Annotated in this window: 25 protein-coding genes; 12 read left to right on the forward strand and 13 right to left on the reverse strand. The window is 58.3% G+C overall.

Annotated features, from left to right (window positions below; translation table 11 throughout):
• Nucleotides 1-122: 122 nt before the first annotated feature.
• Together KQP88_RS18580 and dinG are read right to left on the reverse strand one after the other, a co-directional pair.
• Entirely contained in the window at nt 123-1,271 is a 1,149-nt protein-coding gene (locus KQP88_RS18580) for a serine hydrolase domain-containing protein (RefSeq protein WP_216703860.1), read from the reverse strand.
• Between the two features lie 90 nt (nt 1,272-1,361).
• Nucleotides 1,362-3,506, reverse strand: coding sequence for an ATP-dependent DNA helicase DinG (gene dinG, locus KQP88_RS18585; RefSeq protein ID WP_216703861.1), 2,145 nt, complete (start codon nt 3,504-3,506; stop codon nt 1,362-1,364).
• A gap of 107 nt (nt 3,507-3,613) precedes the next feature.
• On the opposite strand from dinG, the gene KQP88_RS18590 reads away from it, so the two are divergent.
• On the forward strand, nt 3,614-4,078 hold the full coding sequence (locus tag KQP88_RS18590) for a CopD family protein (protein ID WP_216703862.1): 465 nt from the start codon (nt 3,614-3,616) through the stop codon (nt 4,076-4,078).
• Nucleotides 4,079-4,146: 68 nt separating this feature from the next.
• Here KQP88_RS18590 and KQP88_RS18595 read toward each other — a convergent pair whose 3' ends face one another.
• From KQP88_RS18595 to KQP88_RS18630, 8 genes are all read right to left on the reverse strand, one after another.
• A complete protein-coding gene (locus KQP88_RS18595; protein WP_216703863.1) occupies nt 4,147-4,905 on the reverse strand; it encodes a collagen-like protein in 759 nt (252 codons plus the stop codon).
• Nucleotides 4,898-5,173, reverse strand: a complete 276-nt coding sequence (locus tag KQP88_RS18600) for a DUF1145 domain-containing protein (protein WP_216703864.1) — start codon at nt 5,171-5,173, stop codon at nt 4,898-4,900. The genes KQP88_RS18595 and KQP88_RS18600 overlap by 8 nt, the downstream gene beginning before the upstream one ends.
• 124 nt (nt 5,174-5,297) lie before the next feature.
• Nucleotides 5,298-6,245, reverse strand: coding sequence for a DMT family transporter (locus KQP88_RS18605; RefSeq protein ID WP_216703865.1), 948 nt, complete (start codon nt 6,243-6,245; stop codon nt 5,298-5,300).
• A gap of 27 nt (nt 6,246-6,272) precedes the next feature.
• Nucleotides 6,273-7,370 carry an arginine deiminase family protein gene (locus KQP88_RS18610; RefSeq protein ID WP_216703866.1) on the reverse strand — a complete coding sequence of 366 codons (1,098 nt, stop codon included), beginning with the start codon at nt 7,368-7,370 and terminating at the stop codon, nt 6,273-6,275.
• Complete coding sequence (locus KQP88_RS18615; RefSeq protein ID WP_216703867.1) at nt 7,370-8,551, reverse strand: ATP-grasp domain-containing protein; 1,182 nt, start codon at nt 8,549-8,551, stop codon at nt 7,370-7,372. Before KQP88_RS18615 ends, KQP88_RS18610 begins: the two co-directional genes overlap by 1 nt.
• Entirely contained in the window at nt 8,548-9,759 is a 1,212-nt protein-coding gene (locus KQP88_RS18620) for an ATP-grasp domain-containing protein (RefSeq protein ID WP_216703868.1), read from the reverse strand. The genes KQP88_RS18615 and KQP88_RS18620 overlap by 4 nt, the downstream gene beginning before the upstream one ends.
• Nucleotides 9,760-9,773: 14 nt before the next feature.
• Entirely contained in the window at nt 9,774-10,661 is an 888-nt protein-coding gene (locus tag KQP88_RS18625; protein ID WP_216703869.1) for an FAD-binding oxidoreductase, read from the reverse strand.
• A gap of 24 nt (nt 10,662-10,685) precedes the next feature.
• Nucleotides 10,686-11,363, reverse strand: a complete 678-nt coding sequence (locus tag KQP88_RS18630) for a hypothetical protein (protein WP_117166065.1) — start codon at nt 11,361-11,363, stop codon at nt 10,686-10,688.
• A gap of 729 nt (nt 11,364-12,092) precedes the next feature.
• Between KQP88_RS18630 and KQP88_RS18635 the strand changes: the two genes are divergently transcribed.
• Both KQP88_RS18635 and KQP88_RS18640 read left to right on the forward strand, forming a co-directional pair.
• Entirely contained in the window at nt 12,093-12,590 is a 498-nt protein-coding gene (locus KQP88_RS18635; protein WP_198727468.1) for a DUF6231 family protein, read from the forward strand.
• A 3-nt stretch (nt 12,591-12,593) separates the two neighbouring features.
• Nucleotides 12,594-13,067, forward strand: a complete 474-nt coding sequence (locus tag KQP88_RS18640) for a YchJ family protein (protein ID WP_200992736.1) — start codon at nt 12,594-12,596, stop codon at nt 13,065-13,067.
• 83 nt (nt 13,068-13,150) lie between these two features.
• Here KQP88_RS18640 and KQP88_RS18645 read toward each other — a convergent pair whose 3' ends face one another.
• Complete coding sequence (locus KQP88_RS18645) at nt 13,151-13,669, reverse strand: hypothetical protein (RefSeq protein WP_216703870.1); 519 nt, start codon at nt 13,667-13,669, stop codon at nt 13,151-13,153.
• Between the two features lie 101 nt (nt 13,670-13,770).
• Here KQP88_RS18645 and KQP88_RS18650 point away from each other — a divergent pair, with 101 nt between their 5' ends.
• From KQP88_RS18650 to KQP88_RS18690, 9 genes are all read left to right on the forward strand, one after another.
• Nucleotides 13,771-14,268, forward strand: a complete 498-nt coding sequence (locus KQP88_RS18650; protein ID WP_216703871.1) for an LEA type 2 family protein — start codon at nt 13,771-13,773, stop codon at nt 14,266-14,268.
• 204 nt (nt 14,269-14,472) lie between these two features.
• On the forward strand, nt 14,473-14,673 hold the full coding sequence (locus KQP88_RS18655; protein WP_122315559.1) for an SEC-C metal-binding domain-containing protein: 201 nt from the start codon (nt 14,473-14,475) through the stop codon (nt 14,671-14,673).
• A gap of 108 nt (nt 14,674-14,781) precedes the next feature.
• Complete coding sequence (locus KQP88_RS18660) at nt 14,782-15,426, forward strand: glutathione binding-like protein (protein ID WP_216703872.1); 645 nt, start codon at nt 14,782-14,784, stop codon at nt 15,424-15,426.
• 178 nt (nt 15,427-15,604) lie between these two features.
• A complete protein-coding gene (locus tag KQP88_RS18665) occupies nt 15,605-18,082 on the forward strand; it encodes a penicillin acylase family protein (RefSeq protein ID WP_216703873.1) in 2,478 nt (825 codons plus the stop codon).
• 298 nt (nt 18,083-18,380) lie between these two features.
• Nucleotides 18,381-19,163, forward strand: a complete 783-nt coding sequence (locus KQP88_RS18670) for a transporter substrate-binding domain-containing protein (protein ID WP_200992741.1) — start codon at nt 18,381-18,383, stop codon at nt 19,161-19,163.
• Nucleotides 19,164-19,246: 83 nt separating this feature from the next.
• Entirely contained in the window at nt 19,247-19,975 is a 729-nt protein-coding gene (locus tag KQP88_RS18675; RefSeq protein ID WP_216703874.1) for an ABC transporter permease, read from the forward strand.
• Nucleotides 19,972-20,682 (forward strand): ABC transporter permease, encoded by a 711-nt coding sequence (locus KQP88_RS18680; protein WP_200992743.1) that lies wholly within the window; start codon nt 19,972-19,974, stop codon nt 20,680-20,682. Before KQP88_RS18675 ends, KQP88_RS18680 begins: the two co-directional genes overlap by 4 nt.
• A 15-nt stretch (nt 20,683-20,697) precedes the next feature.
• Nucleotides 20,698-21,816, forward strand: a complete 1,119-nt coding sequence (locus tag KQP88_RS18685; protein ID WP_216703875.1) for a succinylglutamate desuccinylase/aspartoacylase family protein — start codon at nt 20,698-20,700, stop codon at nt 21,814-21,816.
• A 9-nt stretch (nt 21,817-21,825) separates the two neighbouring features.
• The gene (locus tag KQP88_RS18690) at nt 21,826-22,590 is read left to right on the forward strand and encodes an ABC transporter ATP-binding protein (protein WP_200992745.1); all 765 of its coding nucleotides are present in this window, start codon (nt 21,826-21,828) and stop codon (nt 22,588-22,590) included.
• Nucleotides 22,591-22,636: 46 nt separating this feature from the next.
• Here KQP88_RS18690 and KQP88_RS18695 read toward each other — a convergent pair whose 3' ends face one another.
• On the reverse strand, nt 22,637-22,849 hold the full coding sequence (locus tag KQP88_RS18695; protein WP_200992746.1) for a hypothetical protein: 213 nt from the start codon (nt 22,847-22,849) through the stop codon (nt 22,637-22,639).
• Nucleotides 22,850-22,963: 114 nt separating this feature from the next.
• Nucleotides 22,964-23,530, reverse strand: coding sequence for a dCTP deaminase (gene dcd / locus KQP88_RS18700; protein ID WP_200992747.1), 567 nt, complete (start codon nt 23,528-23,530; stop codon nt 22,964-22,966).
• Nucleotides 23,531-23,797 lie beyond the last annotated feature (267 nt).

Genomic DNA, 23,797 nt, shown 5'->3' on the forward strand with positions numbered 1-23,797 from the left:
AGGACTTGGCTACGTCCGTATAACACGCATAAAGACTCAGTTGGAAAAAGAAACCGTCGTACGGTTCCTGTTATACCTCACTAACTGACAGTCGGTATGAAACAAGCACTTATGAGCGATAGTTACCGCAAACACTCACGCAGCGTCCTGACCAGCTTCTGGGCACGCGGGTCCATCAGCACGTAAGGCCCCAGCGTGTGTGTGACAAAGCCGAAAGCGACCTCGTAATCGGGGTCGGCAAAGCCCACCGAACCGCCTGCTCCCGGATGCCCGAAGGCCTTTGGCCCCAGGCCGTAAGTGGCGTTGGGCACGTCTGGCTGGTCGAGCATGCAGCCCAGGCCAAAGCGCGTGGAAGTTCTCAGGGTCTTGTCCTCACCGACGCTGTGTTCACGGGTCATTTCATTGAGCAGTTCGGCTTCGAGCAGGCTGCCATCGAGCAGACCGCTGTAGAACCCGGCAAGGCTGCGCGCATTGCCATGGCCGTTGGCCGCGGGCTGCTGCATGCGCCGCCATTCAGGCTTGTTGGTGCTGGTCATGATCGAAGGCGGATTGGTAAAGGCCTTGGTGGCGATTGAGTCTGGCTCGCGCATCAGCGCCTGCAACAGGCGCTGGGCAGCTTCGTCCCCCATATTGCCCTTGCTGCGGGCGATATGAGCCACGCGGTCGAACTCTTCATCGGCCAGCCCGACATGGAAGTCGAGCCCCAGAGGTTTTGCAACCCGCGCCACAATGGAGTCACCCGGGCCACGCCCGTCGGCGCGGCGCAGCATCTCGCCAATCAGCCAGCCATAGGTGATCGCCGCATAGCCATGACCCTGACCTGGCGTCCACCAGGGCTGCTCGGCCGCCAGGGCCGTGGTCATGGTGTCCCATTCATAAAGGGCGGTGGCGGGCAGTTGTTCGCGCAAGGCAGGCAAACCGGCTTGGTGGCACAGCAACTGGCGCAAGGTGATCGAACCCTTGCCTGCTGCCGCAAATTCGGGCCAGAGCCGGGCAACGGGCTCGTCCAGTTTCAGCTTGCCTTCATCCACCAGTTGCAGGGCAGCAACCGCTGCGAAGGTCTTGGTGCAGGAAAACAGGTTGGCAATGGTATCGCTGTGCCAGGCCTGCGTACCGTCCTTGTCGGCGGTACCGGCCCAGAGGTCTATGACGGTTTCGCCACCGACCTGAATGCACAACGCCGCGCCACGTTCCTGAGGGTCGTCGAAAAGCGCAGCGAACGCTTCACGCACTGCTTCAAATTTAAGCTCGAAATAGCCCTGAATCTGCACCCGCTGGCTCCCGCAAGACTGTTGCCTGAAAAGGCGTGCATTGTTTCAGCGATTGGCGGCTTTGTGAACTGCCGCCATCCTGCAGATGCTTCAGGAAATCTCTCGATGGAAGGGTGGCAGCGCATTGAGGATCGCCTTGCCATAGCGTTGCGTCACCACACGCCGGTCCAGCAAGGTAATGGTGCCGCGATCCTCTTCGGTACGCAGCAACCGGCCACAGGCCTGAATCAGGCGCAGCGAAGCATCGGGCACGGCGATTTCCATGAACGGATTGCCGCCACGGGCTTCGATCCACTCCGCCAGCGCGGCTTCCACAGGATCATCCGGCACAGCGAATGGGATCTTGGCGATGACCACGTGCTCACAGTAGGCACCGGGCAAGTCCACGCCTTCGGCAAAACTGGCCAGCCCGAACAGCACGCTGGAATCGCCGCCATCGACCCGCGCCTTGTGCTTGTTGAGGGTTTCCTGTTTGGACAGGTTGCCCTGAATGAAGACCTGCTTGCGCCAGTCGCGGTCCAGACCGTCGAAGACGTCCTGCATCTGTTTGCGGGATGAAAACAGCACCAGCGTGCCGCGAGAGCCCTCCACCAGATCCGGCAATTCACGAATGATGGCTGCCGTGTGCGCGACTGCATCGCGAGGGTCGGCCTTGAGGTCGGGCACCCGCAGCAGGCCGGCATCGGCATGGTGGAACGGGCTGGGAACAATCGCCGTTACCGCACCTTTTGGTAACCCGGCACGCATCCGATAGCGATCGAACTTGCCCAATGCCGTCAGGGTCGCGGAAGTGACCAAGGCGCCATAGGCAATGTTCCAGAGATTGCGCCGCAACATTTCGGCCGCCAGGATCGGGCTGGCATTGACCTCGATATCGAACAACGCGCCGCTGTCCGCCAGGGTCAACCAGCGCGCCATCGGCGGGCTGTCTTCCGGGTCTTCGGCGGTAAAGGCAGTCCACAATTCCCAGTTGCCATGGGCGCGGGCCAACAGACTGCCGAACAGTGGGTACCATTCTTCGGCCTGATGGCTGGCGATGCCGATATTGACCTCGCCATCCATGCCCTCCTTGAGCAGTTCGGTGAGCCGGGTGAACAGATCGTCCAGGCGCGCAAAGCCTTTCTTCAACTCGATGCCCATCTCGCGGATGTGCTCGGGAATGACGCCGCCCACGAAACGATGGCGTGGACGCTCGCGGCCCTGCATGTCTTCACCGGCGCGGAAGTCGGCCAGCTGTTCGCAGGCACCGAACATGAACTGCTGATGCCCCTTGATCTCCCGTGCCAGTTCCGGCACCTGTTCGATCAGCTTGCCCAGATCGCCGGGCAGCGGGTGCTGGGCCAGGAGCTTGGCCAGGTTCTTGGCCGTCTGCTCCAGCCAGTCGGCCGTGGAGCGCAGCCGGGTGTAGTGGGCAAAGTGGCCGATGGCTTTGTCCGGCAGGTGGTGAGCCTCGTCGAACACATACATGGTGTCGCGGGGATCGGGCAGCACCGCGCCGCCGCCCAGCGCCAGGTCTGCCAGCACCATGTCGTGGTTGGTGACGATCACATCCACCTTGCCCATGCCTTCGCGGGCCTTGTAGAACGCGCACTGCTGAAAGTTCGGGCAATGACGATTGGTGCACTGGCTGTGGTCGGTGGTCAGGCGCGCCCAGTCCTGATCGGCCAGTTCCTGAGGCCAGCTGTCGCGATCACCATCCCACTTATTGCCAGCCAGCTTCTGGAGCATGCTGGTGAAGAGTTTCTGGCTGGCTTCGTCGACCTCGATCTTGAAGCCCTCTTCCTCGAACAGTTGCGCAGTGGCATTGGCGGTATCGCCTTCCTGCAACAGCATGTCGAGCTTGGAGAGGCACATGTAGCGACCGCGCCCCTTGGCCAGGGAAAAACTGAAGTTCAGGCCGCTGTTGCGCATGAGATCGGGCAGATCCTTGTAGACGATCTGCTCCTGCAGGGCGACAGTGGCCGTGGCGATGACCAGCCGCTTGCCCGCTGCCTTGGCCGCCGGTATGGAAGCGATGGCATAGGCCACGGTTTTTCCGGTACCGGTGCCCGCTTCCACCGCAACCACAGCCGGGTCGCCCGAACGTCGTCCTTCTTCATCGGTATCGATATCGCCCAGCACCTTGGCGACCTCGGCGATCATCAAACGCTGGCCATAGCGAGGCTTGAGGCTCTTGGCTTCGAGGAAACGCGAGTAGGCGCCCTGTATCTGGGATTTCAATTCGGTACTGATCATTGTCTCGGGTTCGGCGGCACGGCAAAAAAGGCTGGATAAATTTTCAGTGGTTCTGAGTGGGCGCTATCATACCGCGCTAAATCCATCCGCGCAGAACGGAGTACCTGATGACCGCTTTCGCCCCTGTCTACACACTGCATGCTCTGGCCGCCATGGTCTGGGTTGGCGGGATGTTTTTCGCCTGGATGGTCCTGCGACCGGCCGTCGGTTCGGCACTGGAAGGCCCGTTGCGCCTGAAATTGTGGCTCCAGGTGTTTCCACGATTTTTCGTCTGGGTCTGGGCCGCCATCGTAGTATTACCCATCACCGGCGTCGGCATGATCCAGCTGAACTTCACCAGTTTCGAGACAGCCCCACGCTACGTACAGGTCATGATGGGATTGTATGTGGTGATGGTCGCCCTGTTTCTGCGTATCCAGTCGTTACAGCTACCGGAGTTGCAGCGCGCCGTAGAGGCCGGGCAATGGGCCGAGGGTGCTGCGGCACTGGGCAGGATCAGGCGTCTGGTGGGCATCAACCTGATCGTGGGCCTGACCGTGGTTGCGATTGCAGCGGCAAGGCCGACGTTCTAGAGGGAAAAATCTGTCTGGAATATCAGCCAGGCCCGACACACACTTGCTCCGGGCCTGACGAAGTTGCGTTACAAACGTTGCAGGTTCAGTGTTCCGGCAGGCCCAGCAGCACCTGGCTGACCCGTTTGACCGGGTTTGCCCGGCTTGCCGCCATCGGCTCGATAAACGATGCAGCCCTTGGATTCTCCGCCCTTGCCCGGCTTGCCACCCTCGCCGCCCGGCCCAGGGGCTCCGCCTTCGACATTGACCTTGATCCGCTCGGCAGCAAAGCTTTGTGGCAATTCCAGACGAACCTGCGCCCCGGCTGCGCCGTCACGGCCACTGCCGCCATTGTCACCGTCATAACCGCGGCTTGCCTGTCCCCAGACGCAACCCGGCGCCTGACCATTGCCACCATCAAGTCCGGCATAACCTCGCGCACCGGCGCCGCCACGAGCATCGACGGTCAGTTGCTCGGCGTTCAGGCTTTGCAGGCGCAGGATCAGATTGCGCCCCGGCAAAGCAGTTTTTTCAAAAGTGCCCGGCGCACCACGGGCCATGATCTCGCTGCCGGCACCCAGCTCGCCATGGTTCACCACAAGGCTGAACGTCTGCGAGCCTGGCACGATCGCGATACGCGCTTCATGCCCAAGCACCAGCTCACCCACCTTGACCTCGGTAATATTCGAGGGAATCAGCAAGGTGCCGTAATCCGCCACTTCCAGGCGCTCGACCTGCAAGACATTGTTGTTACCCGGCAGGCGCATCAGGGAGTGCGACTCGACACTGATGGTCTGCGCCAGAGCCAGCGGGCTGAACAGGGCTGTCAGCAGAAGAAGGTTACGCATGAGAGGACTCCGCTGGACGACGACCGATGGCCTGGACATGAAAGATACCGAAAATGAGGATTTTCCCTCGATCACGCCAGGGGTGCTTGCGACCGCGCAGGCGACCATTGAACAGGACCAACTCCAGCAAATGGGCCAACAGCACCAGCGCACCTGCGATGCTGATCATGGTGCCGAACGGACTGGGGGCCTCGATGACCGAATTGGCTATCACCACCAGCCAGAACCCCAGCGTCAACAACTTGCCCAGCCCCCAAAACAGCTTCATCGTCTGCTCCCATGCTCATGATGCTTTTTAGCTGCCGCACAGTAGACGTCCTGCACACCAAATATGCCAGCGGTGTGTTGAAAAAAGACCGGGCACAACTGCATCGGGGCCAGGACGTTCAGTTTCAGGCCTGGCTGCCGGCCTTGCCCTCGATGACAGGCTGAACCACCGGTGCCGGACGCTTGTACCACCAGACGCCCAGCAGCACAGCGGCAACGCCCACCCATTGCAGCGCTGCCAGCTTCTCATCGAAAAAGAAGAAGCCGATCAGAATCGCGACCACCGGACGAGCCAGCGCCGAAACCGAAGCCAGCACGACATCCACATGGCGCAAGGCATAGGCCATCAACCCGTGCCCCAGCAGTTGGCTGATCAGGGCCAGCAGCGCAATCACCAACCAGCCATAAAGGGTGTCCGGCAGAATCTGCTGACTGGTGAGCAGGGCCACCGGCAACAGCAGCAAGGCACAGGTGAAGCTGTTCCAGATGATGATCTTGCGGGACGAGAAGCAGTCGCGCAGGGATTTGATCAGGATCAGGTAGATCGCATAGAACAACGCCGAATTGAGGGCCAGCAGGTCGCCGGTGACGCCCTGGCTGGAGAACGTCAGGCTGGCGCTGCCATCAAACACCAGCAGGCAGGCTCCCGCGATACTCAGGGCCAGCGCCAGCACCTGAGAGGTGCCGATTCTTTCCTTGAGAAACAGGAAGGACAGGAGCGCCACGAAGACCGGCGACAGGTTCATCAGGATCGAGGTATTGGCCATGCTGGTCAGTTTCACGGCCCAGTGGTTGGACAGCAGATCAATGCACGACACCACGCCCGACAGCAGCAACAGCCCCAGCATGGTTCTGCGGCTGCGGCCCGGTGCGAGGTTTTCCACTTCCGGGCTCTTGCCGGGCGGCAAAGCGGTAAATGCATAGGCCATGCCGCCTGCGATAAACATGCGCAGCATCAGCGTCGAAGTAGCATCCACCTCGCTGAGTTTGACGAATGCAATCGCCGACGCCACACCGATGGTGCTGACGATCAGTGCCAGAACGGGCAGAACAGATTTATTACCCACCGTCATGACGGGTCCTCGAAGTAATACAAGCAGTTATATGAGTTGGGTGGCGCAATGAATGCCGCCAAATTGCTTCTGGTGTTCGGCGAAAGAGACCCGATGGATTTCATAGCCACGCGCCGACAACCGATCCAGCAGAACCGAGGGCGCGTTGTGATCGATCCAGACATGCTCGCCCAGAGAGAACGCATTGGCGCACCAGGCCGACATCATCGGCTCGTCCAGCAATACCGGCTCAAGATCCACAGCCTCTGCGGCCTGACGCAACGTCAGGTTTTCCTGCGCAAGCTGCCATCCCGAAGACGTGCGGCGATAGACGCTGACCCGTGAGCGATCGATGGCGTCCGCCCTTCTCTCGTCGATCAGCAAATCACCGGGCAACAGGGCTACATAGTGATCGAGGTGGAACTGTTCGGGGTTGTGCCAGCCATCCTCGACCGCCAGCACGACATCGCTCTTGAGCAGGCCGGATTCCAGCAAGAAGTGCAGCGTCTCGACCTGGGTCCGAAAGCCGGTGTTGATCACCGACACACGCTCGTTTTCCTGATAGTCACCGCCTTCGAGCACATGATCGAGTTCCACAAGGGAATAACCATGGGCAGCCACGACCTTTTTCACCACTTCGACTTCACGGGCTCGATCCTGGCGTTTCAGGCGACCGAAAACCGGCTGGCCGCCGACATTCATGAAGTGGTCACGGGGGAACAGCAGCCCGTACAACGGATGAATCTCATAGGTTTCGTAAGTGGCGTCCGGACTGATCCTTCCCAGATCATCGTCGTAATGCAGCCGGAGTTTCGGCTGGTTGATGATGATTTGCGCCAGCTCCTGGCGGCTGCTGCGTGTCAATTGCTGGCGGGCAATACGCTGGCGTTCCTGTGGAACGTCGTCGGCAAAACGCAGCGCATTACCGGCCAGTTGCCGCATCTCTTCCAGCGGGACCTGCGCGCCCTCTTCATTGAACAGCGCGTCGGACAGAAAAGCCGTCGAGATACCCGCCGCATTGAACGATGCAGCCAGAGCCAGCACGTCGGCATCGGCCTGATGCAGCGAGTAAGGCTGCTGCGCTTCCATGAACACCGACATGGCCACAGGCTGTGCGAGAGAAGGAAGCTGCAGGAGAACGCCCATCAACCCGCTTCCTGCAGTGAGCCGGCGCGGATGGAAGTCTGAAGAACGTCCATGCAATAGAGGATGGCCTCCTCCACCTCAGCCTGGCTTTTACCTTCAAAGTGCAGCCGGGCGGGGATTTCTTCGTAGCTGAACCCGCTGGACTCGCCTTGCCGCTGGATGCTGCTGTAGGTCAGCAACGGGTGTGACAGCTGCATTTTCGGGTCGAAGGCAAAACCACCGGTAAACGGGTTGGGCATCATCAGAAAGCCGGTGATACGGTTTTTGACAGGCGCAACCGGATCCTTGAGCGCGGCACGGGTCCACAGCTCAAACAGATCGATACCTTCGCTGCGTATGGCGACAAAAGGAATCTCGCCACCGCCGACCCGGCCACCGATCTCCAGAAACACCAACTCGCCGCGACGCTCGATGAGCTCCAGATGAATGGCCTGATCCTTGAGGTTCAGCCGCACACAGACTTCCCGGGTAAAAGCCTGCACCGCTTCGATGAACCGGGAATCATCCACGGCCACCGAGCCCAGCGGCTGGCCGTTGCGGAAATCCAGGCAGGTATTCAGGTATTTCGACACCTTGAAGTAAGGCGTACTGTCGCCAGCCAGAATGGCGTCGACATGATAGATATCGCCTTCTATGTACTCTTCAACTTCATAGCCGGTGAAATCCAGCAGGTCGGGGATATCGGTCAGACGATCGATCTTCACGACACCGTCAGAAGCTGCGCCAACCTGGGGTTTGAGGATGACCGGATAACCGTGCTCATGGCAGAACGCCTCGACATCCTGGCGCGACAACACATTCCGGTACTGCGGATAGCGAACCGCCGAGCCCTTCAATGCTTCTTTCATGCTGGCCTTGTTCCGGCACAGCAGGTTGTCAGCGATTTTCGCACCACTGATATTCAGCTCGGTACGCACCAGTGCAGCCGCATCCAGATCGTATTCCGAGAAGGCGATGACAAAATCGATGGCGTGCAGACGATGAATGGCCTGCGCTTCCTGCAGAATCACGTCGGCATCCAGTGCGCCGAGTTCAACCACTTTGAAACTGACCTTCGGATCGATCAGCCCCGCACGCCCCGCCAGGGAAATATAGGAAACATCGACCTGAGCGTGATCAATGTATTTGCGGTAATCGGAAAGCTCGTCATCGTAGCGGTTAATGATCAGAACATGCTTCATACGATTGCTACCTCGTTGTGTACCCGTCCGACCAGACTTCTGACCGCATCCTCATCCGCACCACCGAACATCACGTAGCCAACCCGAGAGGTCCAGTCCTGATGCGAGCCCAGCGCGTCGCCGGTACTGAAGTAGATCTGATGGGAGAGGTAATACGGACTGTCGATAAGCTCACCGAGGCCGTGCAGCCGGGTGAATTCGCTTTTCTCGCCGCGGGGAATGAAGGCGATGGCACTGACACCGCTCGTCTGTGGTACGACAGGTTTATCGATGCTCAGGTATTCACAGAGCGTTTCGAGGGCCAGATCGATTCCGCTGGCCCGCTTGATCAGTTCGACGATGCTGTCGCCCGGAAGACGAGCCGCCAGTTCGACCGCCACCGGCTGGCCTTCAGGCGTAACCCGCAGCTCAAGATGGAAAGGGCCGACGTTCAGGCTGATGGCATCCAGCACCGCCAGCGCATAGTCGGTCAGGGTGCTGCGAAACGCTTCATCGTAGCCCTGGCCGACAATGTGGCCGATCTCGACAAAATAAGGTTCCGAGCCGAGCAGCTTTTCGGTGATGGAGGCGATGGTGACACTTCCGTCCCTGCGCACCACACCTTCGATGCTGTATTCGTTGCCGGGAATGTACTCTTCGACGATCAGGCGCCCGCTGGCAGTAAAGCCTGTGTCGTTCGGCAGCGACTCACGAAAGGCATTGACGGCCTCGACCAGCTCTTGCTGGTTATAAAGCTTGCGTACGCCGATGCTCCCGGCCATGTCCACCGGCTTGACCACTGCCGGAAAACTGAAACCTGCGGGCACCGTCACCGGATCATCGGTGCTGAGCAGAAAAAAGCCGATATCGCTGAGCCCCTTTTCGGTCAGGCAGCTGCGAAAGTTGAACTTGTTGCGCACCTGCTGCACGGCGTTCTCGCTCAGATGCGTCTTGCTTTGCGCAGCGCCCAGGCTGGCAGCCATCGCGACGGCATATTCCACTCCGGGAAGGATGGCGCTGACGGTTCCCAGCTCATTGATTGCCGCCATCTGTGCTTCGAAATCGCCAGTATCGATCCGGATGATCTGGCGAATCTTGTCGCGCTGCTCGGAATCGAGCTCCTGCTCGCCCCCGTCGACGGAAAAGACATATACATCAACGCCCAGTTGCTGCGCTGCATTGAGATAGTTGATGCCGGATGAAACAGGATCGATGACAACTATGGACATTGTTCAGTCTCCGACTATCCAAAACTTTCGAGTTCACATAAGGGAAGGTTCTTGAGCTTGCCAATTACCAGATCCGACCCGACACCCACTGTCAGCGCATCCACTGCCAAGTGTTCGCCAATATCGAAATCCGCACAGGTCCAGTCAGGAAAAGGAATGTTGACGACATTGACCTTGCATTCGACGGAACTGCGAAACCTTTCAATACAGCCTGAGTGGTAGACGGAAAGACTGGTGCGATTGACGGCATACACTTCAACTTCACCGATATTGTGTTTCAGCACCAACTCCTGCGCACGACTCAACGCCGCTCCCATGCCGCTGCCACCGCTGACAATATTCAAGCGGCTCATGACATCTCCATAATCAGGCAAAGAAGGACTGACGATGGAGTATTCCAGCCGGTCGCCAACGGATAACGTTGCAAACAGACTTGAGAACAGTCCGCCGGGGCGCAACTTCACATGAAACGTGATGCTGTCATACGCTTTCTTGCCGAGTATGACGACGGAATAATTTCGCACCGCTGAAGTATCGGGATGCTTCAACGTCACGACGGATTTGGCGTTATAAAAAACCCGCTTGACCTCCAGGACGACTTCCATGACCTGTTCGGACAAATACGTTTTACTTTTGAGCCTGGCGGCATGAAAGCTGCTGATAGCGGGGACAATATCAATATCCGTTTCTGCCCTGCTTATACAGGGCAGAAACTCGCTTTGCATTGCAACTTCCACACCGTCTTCCAGAACGCGGCCTGATACCAATCGGCATCGACACACTCTGCACACACCTTTAAGGCAACCTTTTACGAGCGTTCCAGAGGGGATTGCATCAATAAGAGGCTGCCTGCTGTCGGCGGTGTAGGTCTGCTCTCCAACGCGGACACTATACGTTGCCATTACACCGGCCTTCAGTGATGTGTATTAAAGCGTTGAAGCACGCAGAGCCTGGAAGTATTCGCCCACCATCGGGATGAACGCCTTGATATGGACAACGGCCTTGTCCAGATCCTTTTCATCCTTGATGACCGAGGCCAGCATGTTGTTCATCATGCCGCTGTGGTCTTCCGCTTCGTCGAACGCGACGTGGGAAGCCGCGCCACTCACCGCTGGCTGGCCCATGTTGGCGCTGGCTTTCTGGGTGATGAACGAGCTGTATTTGTCGCCGTAGTACTCCAGGAACCAGTCCCAGGTGATCGCCGGCAGCGGGCCGAACTTGCTGACGCACAGGTTCAGGTAGCCCATCAGTTTCCAGGTTTCCGGAAAGGCGAACTCGGCCTGGACATCGGATTTGGAATAACCGTAGGTGGTGAGATCCTGACCGAACATTTCATCATGACCAAACTCATCGTACAGGTAGTAGGAGAGTTGTTTGGCAGCCGAGATATTATCGACGGCGGCCACCTGAACAGCCCGTGCGTCCAGTTCGTTGTTCATGTGAATGCGGATCACGCACTCCAGGATGTGGCGCTTGTAGTAATGCTCATTGAACCAGTCACCTTGGTGAAACTCGCCCATGATGTTGTCTTTCTTGAATTCTGCATCCAGGCAGGCATCAACGGTGGACTCAAGCTTTTTCAATATCACATCAGTGGAAATCATCGGTTATACCTCTCCATTATGGTCATCAGACAACAATGACTTTATTATTTCAGCGAGATGCTGATCCCTATCACGTGCTGCTACAGCGTAAGAAATAACCTCTATCAAGAATGACTGAAAAAAAATAGCCTGTGACTCATTCGACAAAAGAGCGGACAAGACTACTATTATAAAGCCATCACTTAATAAACCCCTTCCGAGGGAGCGGCAGTATTAGCGCAGTCGATTTCAAATTCAAGACCTGAACCGCATTAACTTTTTATTACCTGCGATCAAAATTTCTTGGGCACACCCAATAAACAACCCAGGGATCACCCTGAACTTATTTACTCTTCGGACAGAAGAAAGCATGACGACATCGCTGAAGCAGCGGTCATCTAAATGAATTCACGATTTCAGCGTCCGACGCACTGAACCTGCGTGTGTTCAGTCCAACGTTATTTGCACACTATTAGTGCACAAGAAGCGAAGACTATTGCAGGTAGTGCCGCACAGAAGTGCTCAGGGGCCATGTTTTCGATTTTCTGCTTCCATGCACAACATTCCATTGGATCCAATTTTCATCAGCATCCTAATCCCCCCAATAAACGTCTGCAAGCAACTTTCTGATCTATGCAACAAACAAAGGGTTTGGTTACCGACCGGCGTATTGCTCAAAAGCCGGGGCCGTGATCGCTTTCCAGAGTCCGCCCGGCAGGCTAGTCTTGCAGGTCAACCAGAGGACTTTCGATGACCGTCGGCTATTCCACCCGTACCCCGCAGCAAGCCCTGGCCGCCCTGCTCGACCGTTACGCTCCCGAGCGCCTGCTGCTGGTCGGAGCGCAGGAGTTTCCTGCGCTGCACGCCTTCCGCGAAGCACACCCCAAGACCGAGGTGGCACAAGCGGCTCCCGGCAACCTGCCGGCGGAACTGGCTGCACAACGTTTTGACCTGGCCCTGGTGGTCGATTGCCTGGAACACATTCCCAAGCGCACCGGCCTTGAGTTGCTGGGCGGCATCCGCAACCTCAATGCCAGCCGCATCGCGGTACTGGCCGACCTGCAGGCCTGTGACTGGCAGGAAACCGACTTCTTTTCACTGGCCCTGCAATCGAGCGAACGTTTCGTGCGTGACGAGCAGGTCCTGACCCTGTTCACCTATGACTTGCGCGAATACAAGCAGGTCCCCGACTGGCTGAACTCGAAATTCTGGGCCAACCCGGAAAACTTCGGCAAATACTGGTGGTGATTCATGATTAGCGCTATTTGTCCCTGCGGCAGCGGGGATCTGTTGTTGGCCTGCTGCGGTCATTTTCATGCGGGACAACCTGCACCTTGCGCCGAGAAGCTGATGCGCTCGCGCTATAGCGCTTATGTGCTGGGCCTGATCGATTATCTGGTCGACACCACGCTCCCCGCACAAAGAAGCGGGCTGGATCGTCAATCCATCGCTCAATGGAGTGCGCAAAGCACCTGGCTGGGCCTCGAGGTGGAAAGTTCGGAAGTGTTTGGCGGCAAGCCCGAGCACGCTTTCGTCACCTTCACGGCTCGCTGGCATGACGGCAGCGGCGAGCACAGTCACCGCGAGCGCTCTTCATTTGTGCAGCATCAGGGCCGCTGGTATTTCATCGACCCCACCGCCCCGCTCAAGGCCGGCCGCAATGACGCCTGCCCTTGCGGAAGTGAACAGAAATTCAAGAAGTGCTGTGCGAGTTATGTGGGGTGAGTCCGCGTGTTATGTCTTTCGCGAATGAATTCGCTCCCACGGCTGTAGGAGCGAATTCATTCGCGAAGAGGCAACCTACTTTTTCAGGGCACAAGCTTCAGATGTGAAATATCGGGATTGAGCGCTTTAACGGTCGGTTTTGCCTGCCCCATATCGCTGCCGGCCGGAGCCAGGCTCAAGGCGGAAAGGTCCAGCGCCGGTGCCGACTGTTCAGGCCTGGGGTCCTGCATGTCACTGCCGACTTCGGCCATCGACAAATCCGGAGCATCGACGTCCACGAAAGCCGCCATGTACAGATCCCGAGGCTTGACCTGCAAACGCCCGTTGCCCGACTCGACAGGCGGCGGTGCAAGCTCCACCTCTTCGACCGGCAGGTTCATGTCCAGCACTTCGACCAGCGCACCCGCACGCTCCAGCGTCGAGCGGTATTTCTCGGCGGCCTCGGCATCGAGGTTGCTTTTCAACACTAGCCGACGCCCGGAAAACAGCAGCGCCAGACGCTGCTCATCGGCCTGAAACAGTTTGCCCAGATTAGCCTGTACCCTTTCAGGCTGGGCACCGGGAACCAACTGGCCGCAAAAGACAATTTCATAGAAGTTCATGCACTGGCACTCATACTGCTTGTGACAGGAGTATGGCGCAGCCTCGGCAGCCCCAACAAGTTAGCCAGTTGCTAAACTCAGCGTACATACGGAGCACCACCATGTTCATCCGGGCAACTATTACAAGAACGATAAGCCTTGCGCTGCTGCTACTGGGGCTGAGCGGTTGCTCGACATGGAGCAGCCTCACCTCCTTTCAGGACCCCGACGTCCATCTGCTCAGAGTCCAGGTCGTCAAGGCAAGGCTGACGCAGCAGGATTTCAACCTGCACTTTGTCGTAGAGAACCCCAACGACTCACGCATCCTGGTCCGCAGCTTTCGCTACAAGGTCATGCTCAACGATGTGTTGCTGGCAGACGACAGGTCCAATGACTGGTTTTTCGTCCCCGCCAACAGCCGCAAGACATTCGTGGTGCCGGTCAGGACCAACCTCTGGCGACACGTGAAGTACATCGCCGAACTGATGAAAGATCCCGACGAAGAGGTTCGTTACCGGCTTGAAGGCAGGCTCAAGACAGGAATCTTCCTGCGCCACAGCACCACGATCGAGCGCAGCGAGACGGTAAAGCCCAGGGAACTGCTGCTCAAGAATCGCTAGGCTTTGTACGAAATGTATCTGCGCTCGATGATGCTGCGTTAAAAACAGGCTCGGAATGCTCATTTACACCAGTAAACTCCGCTTCCTCGCCTGTTTTTGCCTTGCCTCACCTTCGCTCGAAAACATTTCGTACAGAGCCTAAAGGTATTGCTACACGCGCATTTGCGAGATAATGCGCGCCGATTCGATTACGGAGTACCCCCGATGAACCAGCAAGCCCATGTCCATGGCCCTGATTGCAACCACGATCATGACCATCACGATCACCAGCATGGCCATGTCCACGGCCCGAACTGCGGCCACGCTCACCAGGAGCCGGTGCGCAATGCCCTGAAGGACGTTGGTCGCAACGATCCTTGCCCATGCGGCAGCGACAAGAAATTCAAGAAATGCCACGGCGCGTGAAGCCCTGAGCATTTTGCCAACGGCCTGCCTTGCAGGCCGTTTTCATTTGTATGAGGCCTTGAAGGGAGAGTAAAACAGTCGGTCTTGATCAAGCACATGGAGCCTTCAATGATCGACCTTCATTACTGGACCACTCCCAATGGTCACAAGATCACACTGTTTCTTGAGGAAACAGGCCTGCCTTACAAGATCTTCCCGGTCAACATTGGCAAGGACGAGCAGTTCCAGCCCGACTTCCTGAAAATAGCCCCCAACAATCGCATTCCGGCCATCGTCGATCACGAGCCCACCGATGGCGGCGAGCCTTTGAGCCTGTTCGAGTCCGGCGCGATCCTGTTGTATCTGGCGGACAAGACCGGCCAATTCATCCCGCAGGATTTCCGTGGCCGCCAGGAAACGCTGCAATGGCTGTTCTGGCAGATGGGCGGCCTGGGGCCAATGGCTGGCCAGAATCACCACTTCAACCGCTTCGCCAAGGAAAAGATTCCTTATGCGATCAAACGCTATGTGGATGAAACCGCCCGCTTGTACGGCGTGCTGAACAAGCGCCTGGCCGACCGCGATTTTGTGGCGGGCAACGAGTACAGCATTGCGGACATGGCGATCTATCCGTGGATCGTGCCGCACACCTTCCAACAGCAGAATCTGGACGACTTCCCGAACCTTGCGCGCTGGTTCAAGACCATTGCCGGACGTGAAGCGACCCAAAGGGCTTATGCGCTGGTTGAGCAGATCAATCCTCCCAAGGCTTGATGGTTTTCTTGTTCGCGAATAAATTCGCACCACACCAAGTCTGAGGAGCGGATTTATCCGCGAACAACCCCACCCCTTGTAAAATCCTGAAATAAACTCCCCTTCCCGTCTTGCGTGGCGCCTGTCTGCTCTCTAACGTAGCGACCTTTACATACGCCACCCCCGCGGGAGTTTCGCCATGGCCTCGCCAGCCCCTTCATTTTTCCTGAGCCGATTCAGTGCAGCCGCCATTGCGGCGAGTTTCCTGAGCCTTGCGGGCTGCCAGTTGGGCGGTGGTGACAACGAGACATTGCTGCCCGCCTCCGGAGTATTCCCGGTCAAGGGGTTGGCGCAGAACGTATCGGTACGCCGCAACAATCTGGGCATGCCCCTGATAGAAAGCAGCACGTACCACGACGCGCTGTTCACCCTGGGCTATGTGCATGCCGCTGACCGCATCACGCAAATGGTCGGCATGCGCCTGCTGGCGCAAGGGCGTCTGGCGGAAATGGCCGGTGCCGACGCTCTGGAAGTCGACCGCCTGATGCGCTCGGCCAGGCTCAAGCAACGCGCCAGCGAGCTTTACAACGCTTCATCGCCACGCCTGAAACGCTTCTTCGAGGTCTATGCACGGGGCGTCAACGCCTACCTGTTCCGCTATCGCGACAAGTTGCCAGAGGACCTGGCCAGCTCCGGCTATCGCCCGGAATACTGGCAGCCCGAAGACTCGGCGCTGATCTTCAGCCTGCTGAGCTTCAATCTGTCGGTGAACCTGCAGGAAGAACTCTCGGCGCTGGTGCTGGCACAGAAAGTCGGCAACGACAAACTGGCCTGGCTGCTGCCGACCTATCCCGACGAAGCCCTGCCCTTCTCCGAAGCCGACAAGCTCAAAGGCCTGAGCCTGAACAATCAGGTGCCTGAGTTGAACGACCTGACCAGGGTCGCATTGCAGCTCTCCGATCTGAACATGCTGGGCGCAGCCGCCGCCAGCAACTGGGCCATCGCGCCGCAGCGCAGCCGTAATGGTAAAAGCCTGCTGGCCAGCGAGATGCAACTGCCTGCCGGGATCACCTCGGCCTGGAGTTTCGTGCAGTTGCGCGCACCGAAGTATCAGGCGTCGGGCGCCTCGATTGCCGGCCTGCCGCTGGTGTTGAGCGGCTTCAACGGCAAGCTGGCCTGGAGCCTGAGCAACGTCAAGGGCGACAATCAGGACCTGTTCCTGGAAAAGCTCAAGCGCGAAAACAATCGCCTGTTCTATATGGCTGACGGCAAATGGCAGCCCGCTATCGCCTACGAAGAAACTTTCCTGGCCAAAGGCGGCCGTCCGATACGTGAAGCCGTGTATGCCACGCGCCACGGTGTTCTGCTCAACGCCAGCGCCACCCCGCTGGGCAACGGCCTGGGCCTGGCCTTGCAAACCCCGGACTTCAAGGACGACAAGAGCCTCGATGCCTTTTTCGACCTGTCCCGTGCGCCCAACGTAGAGAAAGCCTTCGACACCACCCGCGAGATTCGTGCGATCACGCTGAACATGGTGTTCGCCGATGCCTCGAATATCGGCTGGCAAGTCACCGGCCGCTACCCGAACCGTCGTGAAGGCCAGGGCCTGCTGCCTTCTCCGGGCTGGGACGGCAAGTTCGACTGGGACGGTTTTGCCGACTCGATGCTGCACCCTTACGATCAGGACCCGCGTCAGGGCTGGATAGCGACCGCCAATCAGCGCACCGTGCCCAAAGGCTACGGCATGCAACTGTCCAATTCCTGGGGTTACCCGGAGCGGGCCGAGCGCATTGCGGAGCTTGCCAACAGCGGCAAGCAGGACACCCGCAGCACCATCGCCATGCAGTACGACCAGACCACGACTTTTGCCGCCAAGCTCAAGAACATGTTTGAAGCGCCGGGCATGACCAAACCGCTCAAGCAGGCCATCGACGCCCTGCCAGAAGCCGAGCGGGCCAAGGCTCGGGAAGCCTACAGCCGGCTGATGGCCTTCGACGGCAAGCTCACCCCGAACTCCGCCGATGCAGCACTGTATGAGCTGTTTCTGCTGGAAAGCGCCAAGCTGACCTTCCTCGATGAGCTGGGTCCGGAAAGCAGCCTGGCCTGGCAAGCCCTGAGCGCCAACGCCAGCTCGTCCTACTCGCCACAGGCCGATCATTTGCTGGGCCGTGAAGACAGCCCTTTCTGGGACGACCTCAAGACCCCGCAAAAAGAAGACAAGCCGGCCATTCTGGCCCGCAGTCTGGCAGCCGCCATCACCGCTGGCGACAGCCTGCTGGGCACGGACCACAAGGCCTGGCAATGGGGCAAGCTGCATCGCGAGAACTGGACGGCACATACCAGCCCTCTGGCCAAGGCGTTGGGCGGCAACCACTTCAATCGCAGCGCCAGTGCGGCAGGTGGCGATCACAGCACCATCAATGTTTCGGGCTATGAGTGGGGCAAGAGCCTGGATGCTCACGCGGTGCCTGCCTTGCGCATGATCGTGGACTTCAGTCAGGCAGAGCCGATGATGGGACTGATCAGCACCGGCCAGTCGGACAACCCGGCCAGCCCGCACTATGCCAACAGCATCGAGCCGTGGATCAAGGCGCAGTACCAGACGATTCCGCTGCAACAGTCCAACTATGAAAAAGGCTATGGCAAACAGCGCCTGACCCTGACGCCCGGCAAGTAACCCTCACAAGGCACCAAAATGGAGCGACATGCATGTGGCGCCCCATTTTGGACAGCCCTCTTGAGCAACAATCGTCCCTGTTGTCCCGACCTTACACAACACGTCCAATCCTGCGGCTTCTGCGTGCGCAGGCAGAAACACCGATGATGGCAAGCTAATGCAGCATTGCGACAACTGCTTACATTTAAAACGCACGTTCGTCTCTTTGGTTCGGAAATTGCTACTTCTTGCCCGTCTGGCATCCGCCGGTAGCAAGCCTGGCGTGTTCTCTACGCTCAATCTGGTTAAGGACTGAATAATGAAAAAAGCATGGCTGACCCTTTCCGCACTGGCTCTGTGCCTGGCCGCTGGTAGTTCCATGGCCAAGGAATACAAGGAGCTGCGTTTTGGCGTCGATCCTTCCTACGCTCCTTTCGAATCGAAAGCCGCTGACGGCAGCCTGCAAGGCTTCGATATCGACCTGGGCAATGCGATCTGTAAAGAACTGAACGTGACCTGCAAATGGGTCGAAAGCGATTTCGACGGCATGATTCCGGGCCTCAAGGCCAAGAAATTCGACGGCGTCATATCTTCGATGACCGTTACCCCGGCCCGTGAGAAAGTCATCGACTTCTCCAACGAGCTGTTCTCCGGCCCGACGTCGCTGGTGTTCAAAAAGGGTGCAGGCTTCACCGCTGACCCGGCCAGCCTGAAAGGCAAAACCGTCGGCTACGAGCAAGGCACCATCCAGGAAGCCTACGCCAAAGCCGTTCTGGACAAGGCAGGCGTCAACACCAAGGCCTACGCCAACCAGGATCAGGTTTACGCTGACCTGACTTCCGGTCGTCTGGATGCTTCCATCCAGGACATGCTGCAAGCCGAACTGGGCTTCCTGAAATCTCCGGCAGGCGCCGGTTATGAAGTCAGCGAGCCAGTAGACAGCCCTCTGCTGCCTGCCAAGACCGCCATCGGTATCGCAAAAGGTAACAAAGAGCTCAAGGCTCTCCTGGATAAAGGTATCAAAGCGTTACACGATGACGGCACCTACGCCGAAATCCAGAAGAAACACTTTGGCGACCTGAATCTGTACAGCGGTAAATAACACCCCCAACGCCCATCGATTTCGGCGATGATCCGCCGCCCTCGATGGGCGTTTTTGTTTGTTGCCCGCTCAAGGCTTGATCCATGCTCGATGCATTAATGCAAAACCTGGGACTCTCGGCATTCAGCTTGAAAGGCTTCGGCCCGCTGCTGCTTCAGGGTACCTGGATGACCATCAAATTATCGGTACTGTCGCTGTTTCTGAGCATTGTGCTCGGGTTGATCGGCGCCAGTGCCAAGCTGTCCAGCTCGGCGCTGCTGCGCGTGCCGGCACAGATCTACACCACCCTGATCCGCGGCGTGCCGGACCTGGTGCTGATGCTGCTGATTTTCTACAGCCTGCAAACCTGGCTCACCAGCTTCACCGACGCCATGGAATGGGAATACATCGAAATCAATCCTTTCGGTGCTGGGGTCATCACCCTCGGCTTCATCTATGGTGCCTATTTCACGGAAACCTTCCGCGGCGCCATTCTTTCGGTGCCACGCGGTCAGGTCGAAGCCGCCATCGCCTACGGCCTCAAGCGCGGCCAGCGTTTTCGTTATGTCGTGTTCCCGCAGATGATGCGCTACGCACTGCCGGGCATCGGCAATAACTGGCAGGTGCTGCTCAAGGCCACTGCGCTGGTGTCGATCATCGGTCTGGCCGATCTGGTGAAGGCTTCCCAGGACGCCGGTAAAAGTACCTATCAACTGTTCTACTTCCTGGTGCTGGCGGCCTTGATCTATCTGGTGATCACCAGCGCCTCGAACCTTGCCTTGCGTTGGGCCGAACGGCATTACGCCGCCGGCAGCCGGGAGGCCAGACGATGATCGAATTGCTTCAGGAATACTGGAAAGCCTTCCTTTATACGGACGGCGTCAACATTACCGGTCTGGCGATGACCATGTGGCTGCTCAGCGCCTCCATTGCCATCGGCTTCTGCCTGTCCATTCCGCTGTCCATCGCCCGCGTCTCGAACAAGCGCTGGGTACGCTGGCCGGTGCAGTTCTACACCTACCTGTTTCGCGGTACGCCGCTCTATATCCAGTTGCTGATCTGCTACACCGGTATCTACAGCATCGCGGCGGTACGTGAGCAGCCACTGCTGGATTCGTTCTTCCGCGATGCGATGAACTGTACGATCCTGGCGTTCACCCTCAATACCTGCGCCTACACCACCGAAATTTTTGCCGGAGCCATACGCACCATGGCTCATGGTGAAGTCGAAGCCGCCAAGGCCTATGGCCTGAGCGGCTGGAAGCTCTATGCCTATGTGATCATGCCCTCGGCGCTGCGGCGCTCGCTGCCTTACTACAGCAACGAAGTGATCCTGATGCTGCACTCGACCACCGTCGCTTTCACGGCCACGGTGCCGGACATTCTCAAGGTCGCACGCGATGCCAACTCGGCAACTTTCATGACCTTCCAGTCCTTCGGGATCGCGGCAATCATGTACCTGACCGTCACCTTCATTCTGGTCGGACTGTTCCGTCTTGCCGAACGTCGCTGGCTGGCCTTCCTCGGCCCGGCTCACTAGACAGGACGACAACTCATGGATCATCGGACCCACGACTTGCTGTCGCCGGTGCCTGGCACTGCGCGGCAAGTCCACAGCTTTCATTACGGGCCGCAAGACGGCACCTGCAAGATCTACATTCAGGCCTCACTGCATGCCGACGAATTACCCGGCATGCTGGTGGCCTGGTACCTGAAGCAGCGCCTCAGCGAGCTGGAAAATGCCGGGCGCTTGCGTGGGGAAATCATTGTCGTCCCGGTTGCCAACCCCATCGGCCTGGAACAGATCCTGATGGATACCCCGCTGGGCCGCTACGAGCTGGAAAGCGGGCAGAACTTCAATCGCTGGTTCACCGACCTTGGCGAACAGATCGGCGATGAAATCGAAAGCCGGCTCACCAAGGACGCGCAGCACAACGTGACGCTGATCCGCGACAACCTGCGCCTGGCGCTGGAAGCCCAGATCGCCACGACGCAGTTGCAATCCTTGCGACTGACCCTGCAAAAGCTGGCCTGCAAGGCTGACATGGTGCTGGACCTGCATTGCGACTTCGAATCGGTGGAGCACCTCTACACCACGCCCGAGGCCTGGCCGAAAGTCGAGCCGCTGTCGCGCTATCTGGGCGCACAGGCAAGCCTGTTGGCAACCGATTCGGGCGGGCAATCGTTCGATGAGTGCTTCACGCTGGTCTGGTGGCAATTGCAACAACGCTTCGGCGAGCGCTTCCCGATCCCCATGGGCAGTTTCTCGGTGACGCTGGAGCTGCGCGGCCAGGGTGATGTCAATCACGCTCTGGGCAGCCGCGACTGTCAGGCGATCATCAATTACCTGATCGACTTCGGCGCCATCGAAGGTCAGGCCCCCGAGCAGCCCGAGCTGCTCTACCCGGCCACGCCACTGGCAGCGGTCGAACCGGTTTTTACCCCGGTGGGCGGTCTTCTGGTGTTCTGCGCCCTGCCCGGTGAATACATCGAGGCCGGGCAACTGATCGCCGAAGTCATCGACCCGATCAGCGACGCCGTCACTTCCATTCACGCACAGAATGCCGGTCTGCTGTATGCCCGCTCATTACGACGCATGGCAACGGCAGGCATGGTCATCGCTCATGTCGCTGGCACTCAGGCCTATCGCAGCGGCTATCTACTTTCTCCTTGAGGACCTGACATGTACAAACTGACCATCGATGGCCTGCATAAAAGCTATGGCGACAACGAGGTACTCAAAGGCGTCTCGCTCAAGGCTCAAAGCGGTGATGTGATCTGCCTGATAGGCGCCAGCGGTTCGGGCAAGAGCACCTTCCTGCGCTGCATCAACTTTCTGGAGCAGCCCAACGACGGCGCCATGAGCCTGGATGGCCAGCAGATCCGCATGGTCAGCGACAAGGACGGCATGCGAGTCGCCGACGCCGACGAGCTGCAACGCATCCGCACACGGCTGGCCATGGTGTTCCAGCATTTCAACCTGTGGGCGCACATGACCGTGCTGGAGAACATCACCATGGCACCGCGCCGGGTGCTGGGCGTACCCAAGGCCGAAGCCGAACAACGCGCCCGCAAGTACCTGGAAAAGGTCGGCCTGCCCGAGCGTGTCGCCGATCAGTACCCGGCCTTTCTGTCAGGCGGCCAGCAGCAGCGCGTGGCCATTGCCCGCGCCCTGGCGATGGAGCCGGAGATCATGCTGTTCGACGAGCCCACGTCTGCACTCGACCCGGAACTGGTCGGTGAAGTGCTCAAGGTCATTCAGGGTCTTGCCGAGGAAGGCCGGACCATGATTCTGGTCACCCATGAAATGGGCTTCGCCCGCAAGGTCGCCACGCAAGTGGTGTTCCTGCACAAGGGGCAGATCGAAGAATCAGGTCATCCGGACGAAGTCCTCAACAACCCCAAGAGCGAACGCCTGCAGCAGTTCCTGAGCGGGAACCTGAAGTAAGGGGAAAAGCGCCAGAGCACACTGGCGCTGTTCCACCAGAAGACATTCAGGCGACAGGAACAGGCGGAGGCTCGTCTGGTAGCGTCGGCTCACCTGGCTCAGGTGGCTGAGGAGGAAACGGTGTGTCCGGCCCCGGATCGCCCGGAATACCGCCACCCACCATATTGAATTGAGAATCAGCCATCAGTGACCAGGCGAGCAGCCCGATCTCGTTGAGCTGAGGAAGCCTTTCCTGGCCAGAGGGTTTGAAATCTGTCATAGGGCACTCCCGATCATCTTCCCCCACACACGCTATGTATGAGGGGGGTCATGTCAGGAAATAGAGTGCATAAGCAGGCAGAAATTCAATTGCCCGAATGCCGCACCCCAAAAATCAGGTGCGTGGCAGGGTCACGCCACGCTGGCCCTGATACTTGCCACCGCGATCCTTATAGGACACTTCACATTCCTCATCGGACTCCAGGAACAGCATTTGCGCCACGCCTTCGTTGGCGTAGATCTTGGCCGGCAGCGTGGTGGTGTTGGAGAACTCCAGGGTCACATGACCTTCCCATTCCGGCTCCAGCGGCGTGACGTTCACGATGATGCCGCAGCGCGCATAGGTGCTCTTGCCAAGGCAGATGGTCAGGACATTGCGCGGGATGCGGAAATACTCAACGGTGCGGGCCAGCGCAAAGGAGTTGGGCGGGATGATGCACACGTCGCTCTTGATATCGACGAAGCTTTTTTCATCGAAGTTTTTCGGATCGACGGTCGCCGAATTGATATTGGTGAAGACCTTGAACTCATCTGCACAGCGTACGTCGTAACCGTAGCTGGAGACGCCGAAGGAAATCAGACGGTCGGGACCTTCGCCACGCATCTGGCGTTCGACGAAGGGCTCGATCATGCCCTGCTCTTGCGCCATGCGGCGAATCCACTTGTCCGATTTGATGCTCATGGCGATGTCCTGAATAGCGAGGTGAAAAAGATGTCCGCATCTTACCGGGCCGAGGCGTCCTGTTCAAAGCCAACAGATCCAGAGTTTACGGCTCCCGTACCTGTACCGGTCGTGAATGGAAATAATCCTCATAAGACCATTGGCACGTCCCGTAAAAAGGGTTAAGGTGTGGTCACTGTGTTGCTTGTGTCACTGAGAATCTCTACACGATGTTGAATTTCGATCCAACCATGTCCGAATTTTCCAGCTCTTTGCACTCAGTCTCGG

It is taken from the genome of Pseudomonas lijiangensis (assembly GCF_018968705.1).
GTDB lineage: Bacteria > Pseudomonadota > Gammaproteobacteria > Pseudomonadales > Pseudomonadaceae > Aquipseudomonas > Aquipseudomonas lijiangensis.

What these genes read in the sequence shown, in the direction of transcription:
- dinG (WP_216703861.1), bottom strand. Translation starts at nt 3,506, where the DNA reads ATGATCAGTACCGAATTGAAATCCCAGATACAGGGCGCCTACTCGCGT.
- KQP88_RS18590 (WP_216703862.1), top strand. Translation starts at nt 3,614, where the DNA reads ATGACCGCTTTCGCCCCTGTCTACACACTGCATGCTCTGGCCGCCATG.
- KQP88_RS18595 (WP_216703863.1), bottom strand. Translation starts at nt 4,905, where the DNA reads ATGCGTAACCTTCTTCTGCTGACAGCCCTGTTCAGCCCGCTGGCTCTG.
- KQP88_RS18600 (WP_216703864.1), bottom strand. Translation starts at nt 5,173, where the DNA reads ATGAAGCTGTTTTGGGGGCTGGGCAAGTTGTTGACGCTGGGGTTCTGG.
- KQP88_RS18605 (WP_216703865.1), bottom strand. Translation starts at nt 6,245, where the DNA reads ATGACGGTGGGTAATAAATCTGTTCTGCCCGTTCTGGCACTGATCGTC.
- KQP88_RS18610 (WP_216703866.1), bottom strand. Translation starts at nt 7,370, where the DNA reads ATGGGCGTTCTCCTGCAGCTTCCTTCTCTCGCACAGCCTGTGGCCATG.
- KQP88_RS18615 (WP_216703867.1), bottom strand. Translation starts at nt 8,551, where the DNA reads ATGAAGCATGTTCTGATCATTAACCGCTACGATGACGAGCTTTCCGAT.
- KQP88_RS18620 (WP_216703868.1), bottom strand. Translation starts at nt 9,759, where the DNA reads ATGTCCATAGTTGTCATCGATCCTGTTTCATCCGGCATCAACTATCTC.
- KQP88_RS18625 (WP_216703869.1), bottom strand. Translation starts at nt 10,661, where the DNA reads ATGGCAACGTATAGTGTCCGCGTTGGAGAGCAGACCTACACCGCCGAC.
- KQP88_RS18630 (WP_117166065.1), bottom strand. Translation starts at nt 11,363, where the DNA reads ATGATTTCCACTGATGTGATATTGAAAAAGCTTGAGTCCACCGTTGAT.
- KQP88_RS18635 (WP_198727468.1), top strand. Translation starts at nt 12,093, where the DNA reads ATGACCGTCGGCTATTCCACCCGTACCCCGCAGCAAGCCCTGGCCGCC.
- KQP88_RS18640 (WP_200992736.1), top strand. Translation starts at nt 12,594, where the DNA reads ATGATTAGCGCTATTTGTCCCTGCGGCAGCGGGGATCTGTTGTTGGCC.
- KQP88_RS18645 (WP_216703870.1), bottom strand. Translation starts at nt 13,669, where the DNA reads ATGAACTTCTATGAAATTGTCTTTTGCGGCCAGTTGGTTCCCGGTGCC.
- KQP88_RS18650 (WP_216703871.1), top strand. Translation starts at nt 13,771, where the DNA reads ATGTTCATCCGGGCAACTATTACAAGAACGATAAGCCTTGCGCTGCTG.
- KQP88_RS18655 (WP_122315559.1), top strand. Translation starts at nt 14,473, where the DNA reads ATGAACCAGCAAGCCCATGTCCATGGCCCTGATTGCAACCACGATCAT.
- KQP88_RS18660 (WP_216703872.1), top strand. Translation starts at nt 14,782, where the DNA reads ATGATCGACCTTCATTACTGGACCACTCCCAATGGTCACAAGATCACA.
- KQP88_RS18665 (WP_216703873.1), top strand. Translation starts at nt 15,605, where the DNA reads ATGGCCTCGCCAGCCCCTTCATTTTTCCTGAGCCGATTCAGTGCAGCC.
- KQP88_RS18670 (WP_200992741.1), top strand. Translation starts at nt 18,381, where the DNA reads ATGAAAAAAGCATGGCTGACCCTTTCCGCACTGGCTCTGTGCCTGGCC.
- KQP88_RS18675 (WP_216703874.1), top strand. Translation starts at nt 19,247, where the DNA reads ATGCTCGATGCATTAATGCAAAACCTGGGACTCTCGGCATTCAGCTTG.
- KQP88_RS18680 (WP_200992743.1), top strand. Translation starts at nt 19,972, where the DNA reads ATGATCGAATTGCTTCAGGAATACTGGAAAGCCTTCCTTTATACGGAC.
- KQP88_RS18685 (WP_216703875.1), top strand. Translation starts at nt 20,698, where the DNA reads ATGGATCATCGGACCCACGACTTGCTGTCGCCGGTGCCTGGCACTGCG.
- KQP88_RS18690 (WP_200992745.1), top strand. Translation starts at nt 21,826, where the DNA reads ATGTACAAACTGACCATCGATGGCCTGCATAAAAGCTATGGCGACAAC.
- KQP88_RS18695 (WP_200992746.1), bottom strand. Translation starts at nt 22,849, where the DNA reads ATGACAGATTTCAAACCCTCTGGCCAGGAAAGGCTTCCTCAGCTCAAC.
- dcd (WP_200992747.1), bottom strand. Translation starts at nt 23,530, where the DNA reads ATGAGCATCAAATCGGACAAGTGGATTCGCCGCATGGCGCAAGAGCAG.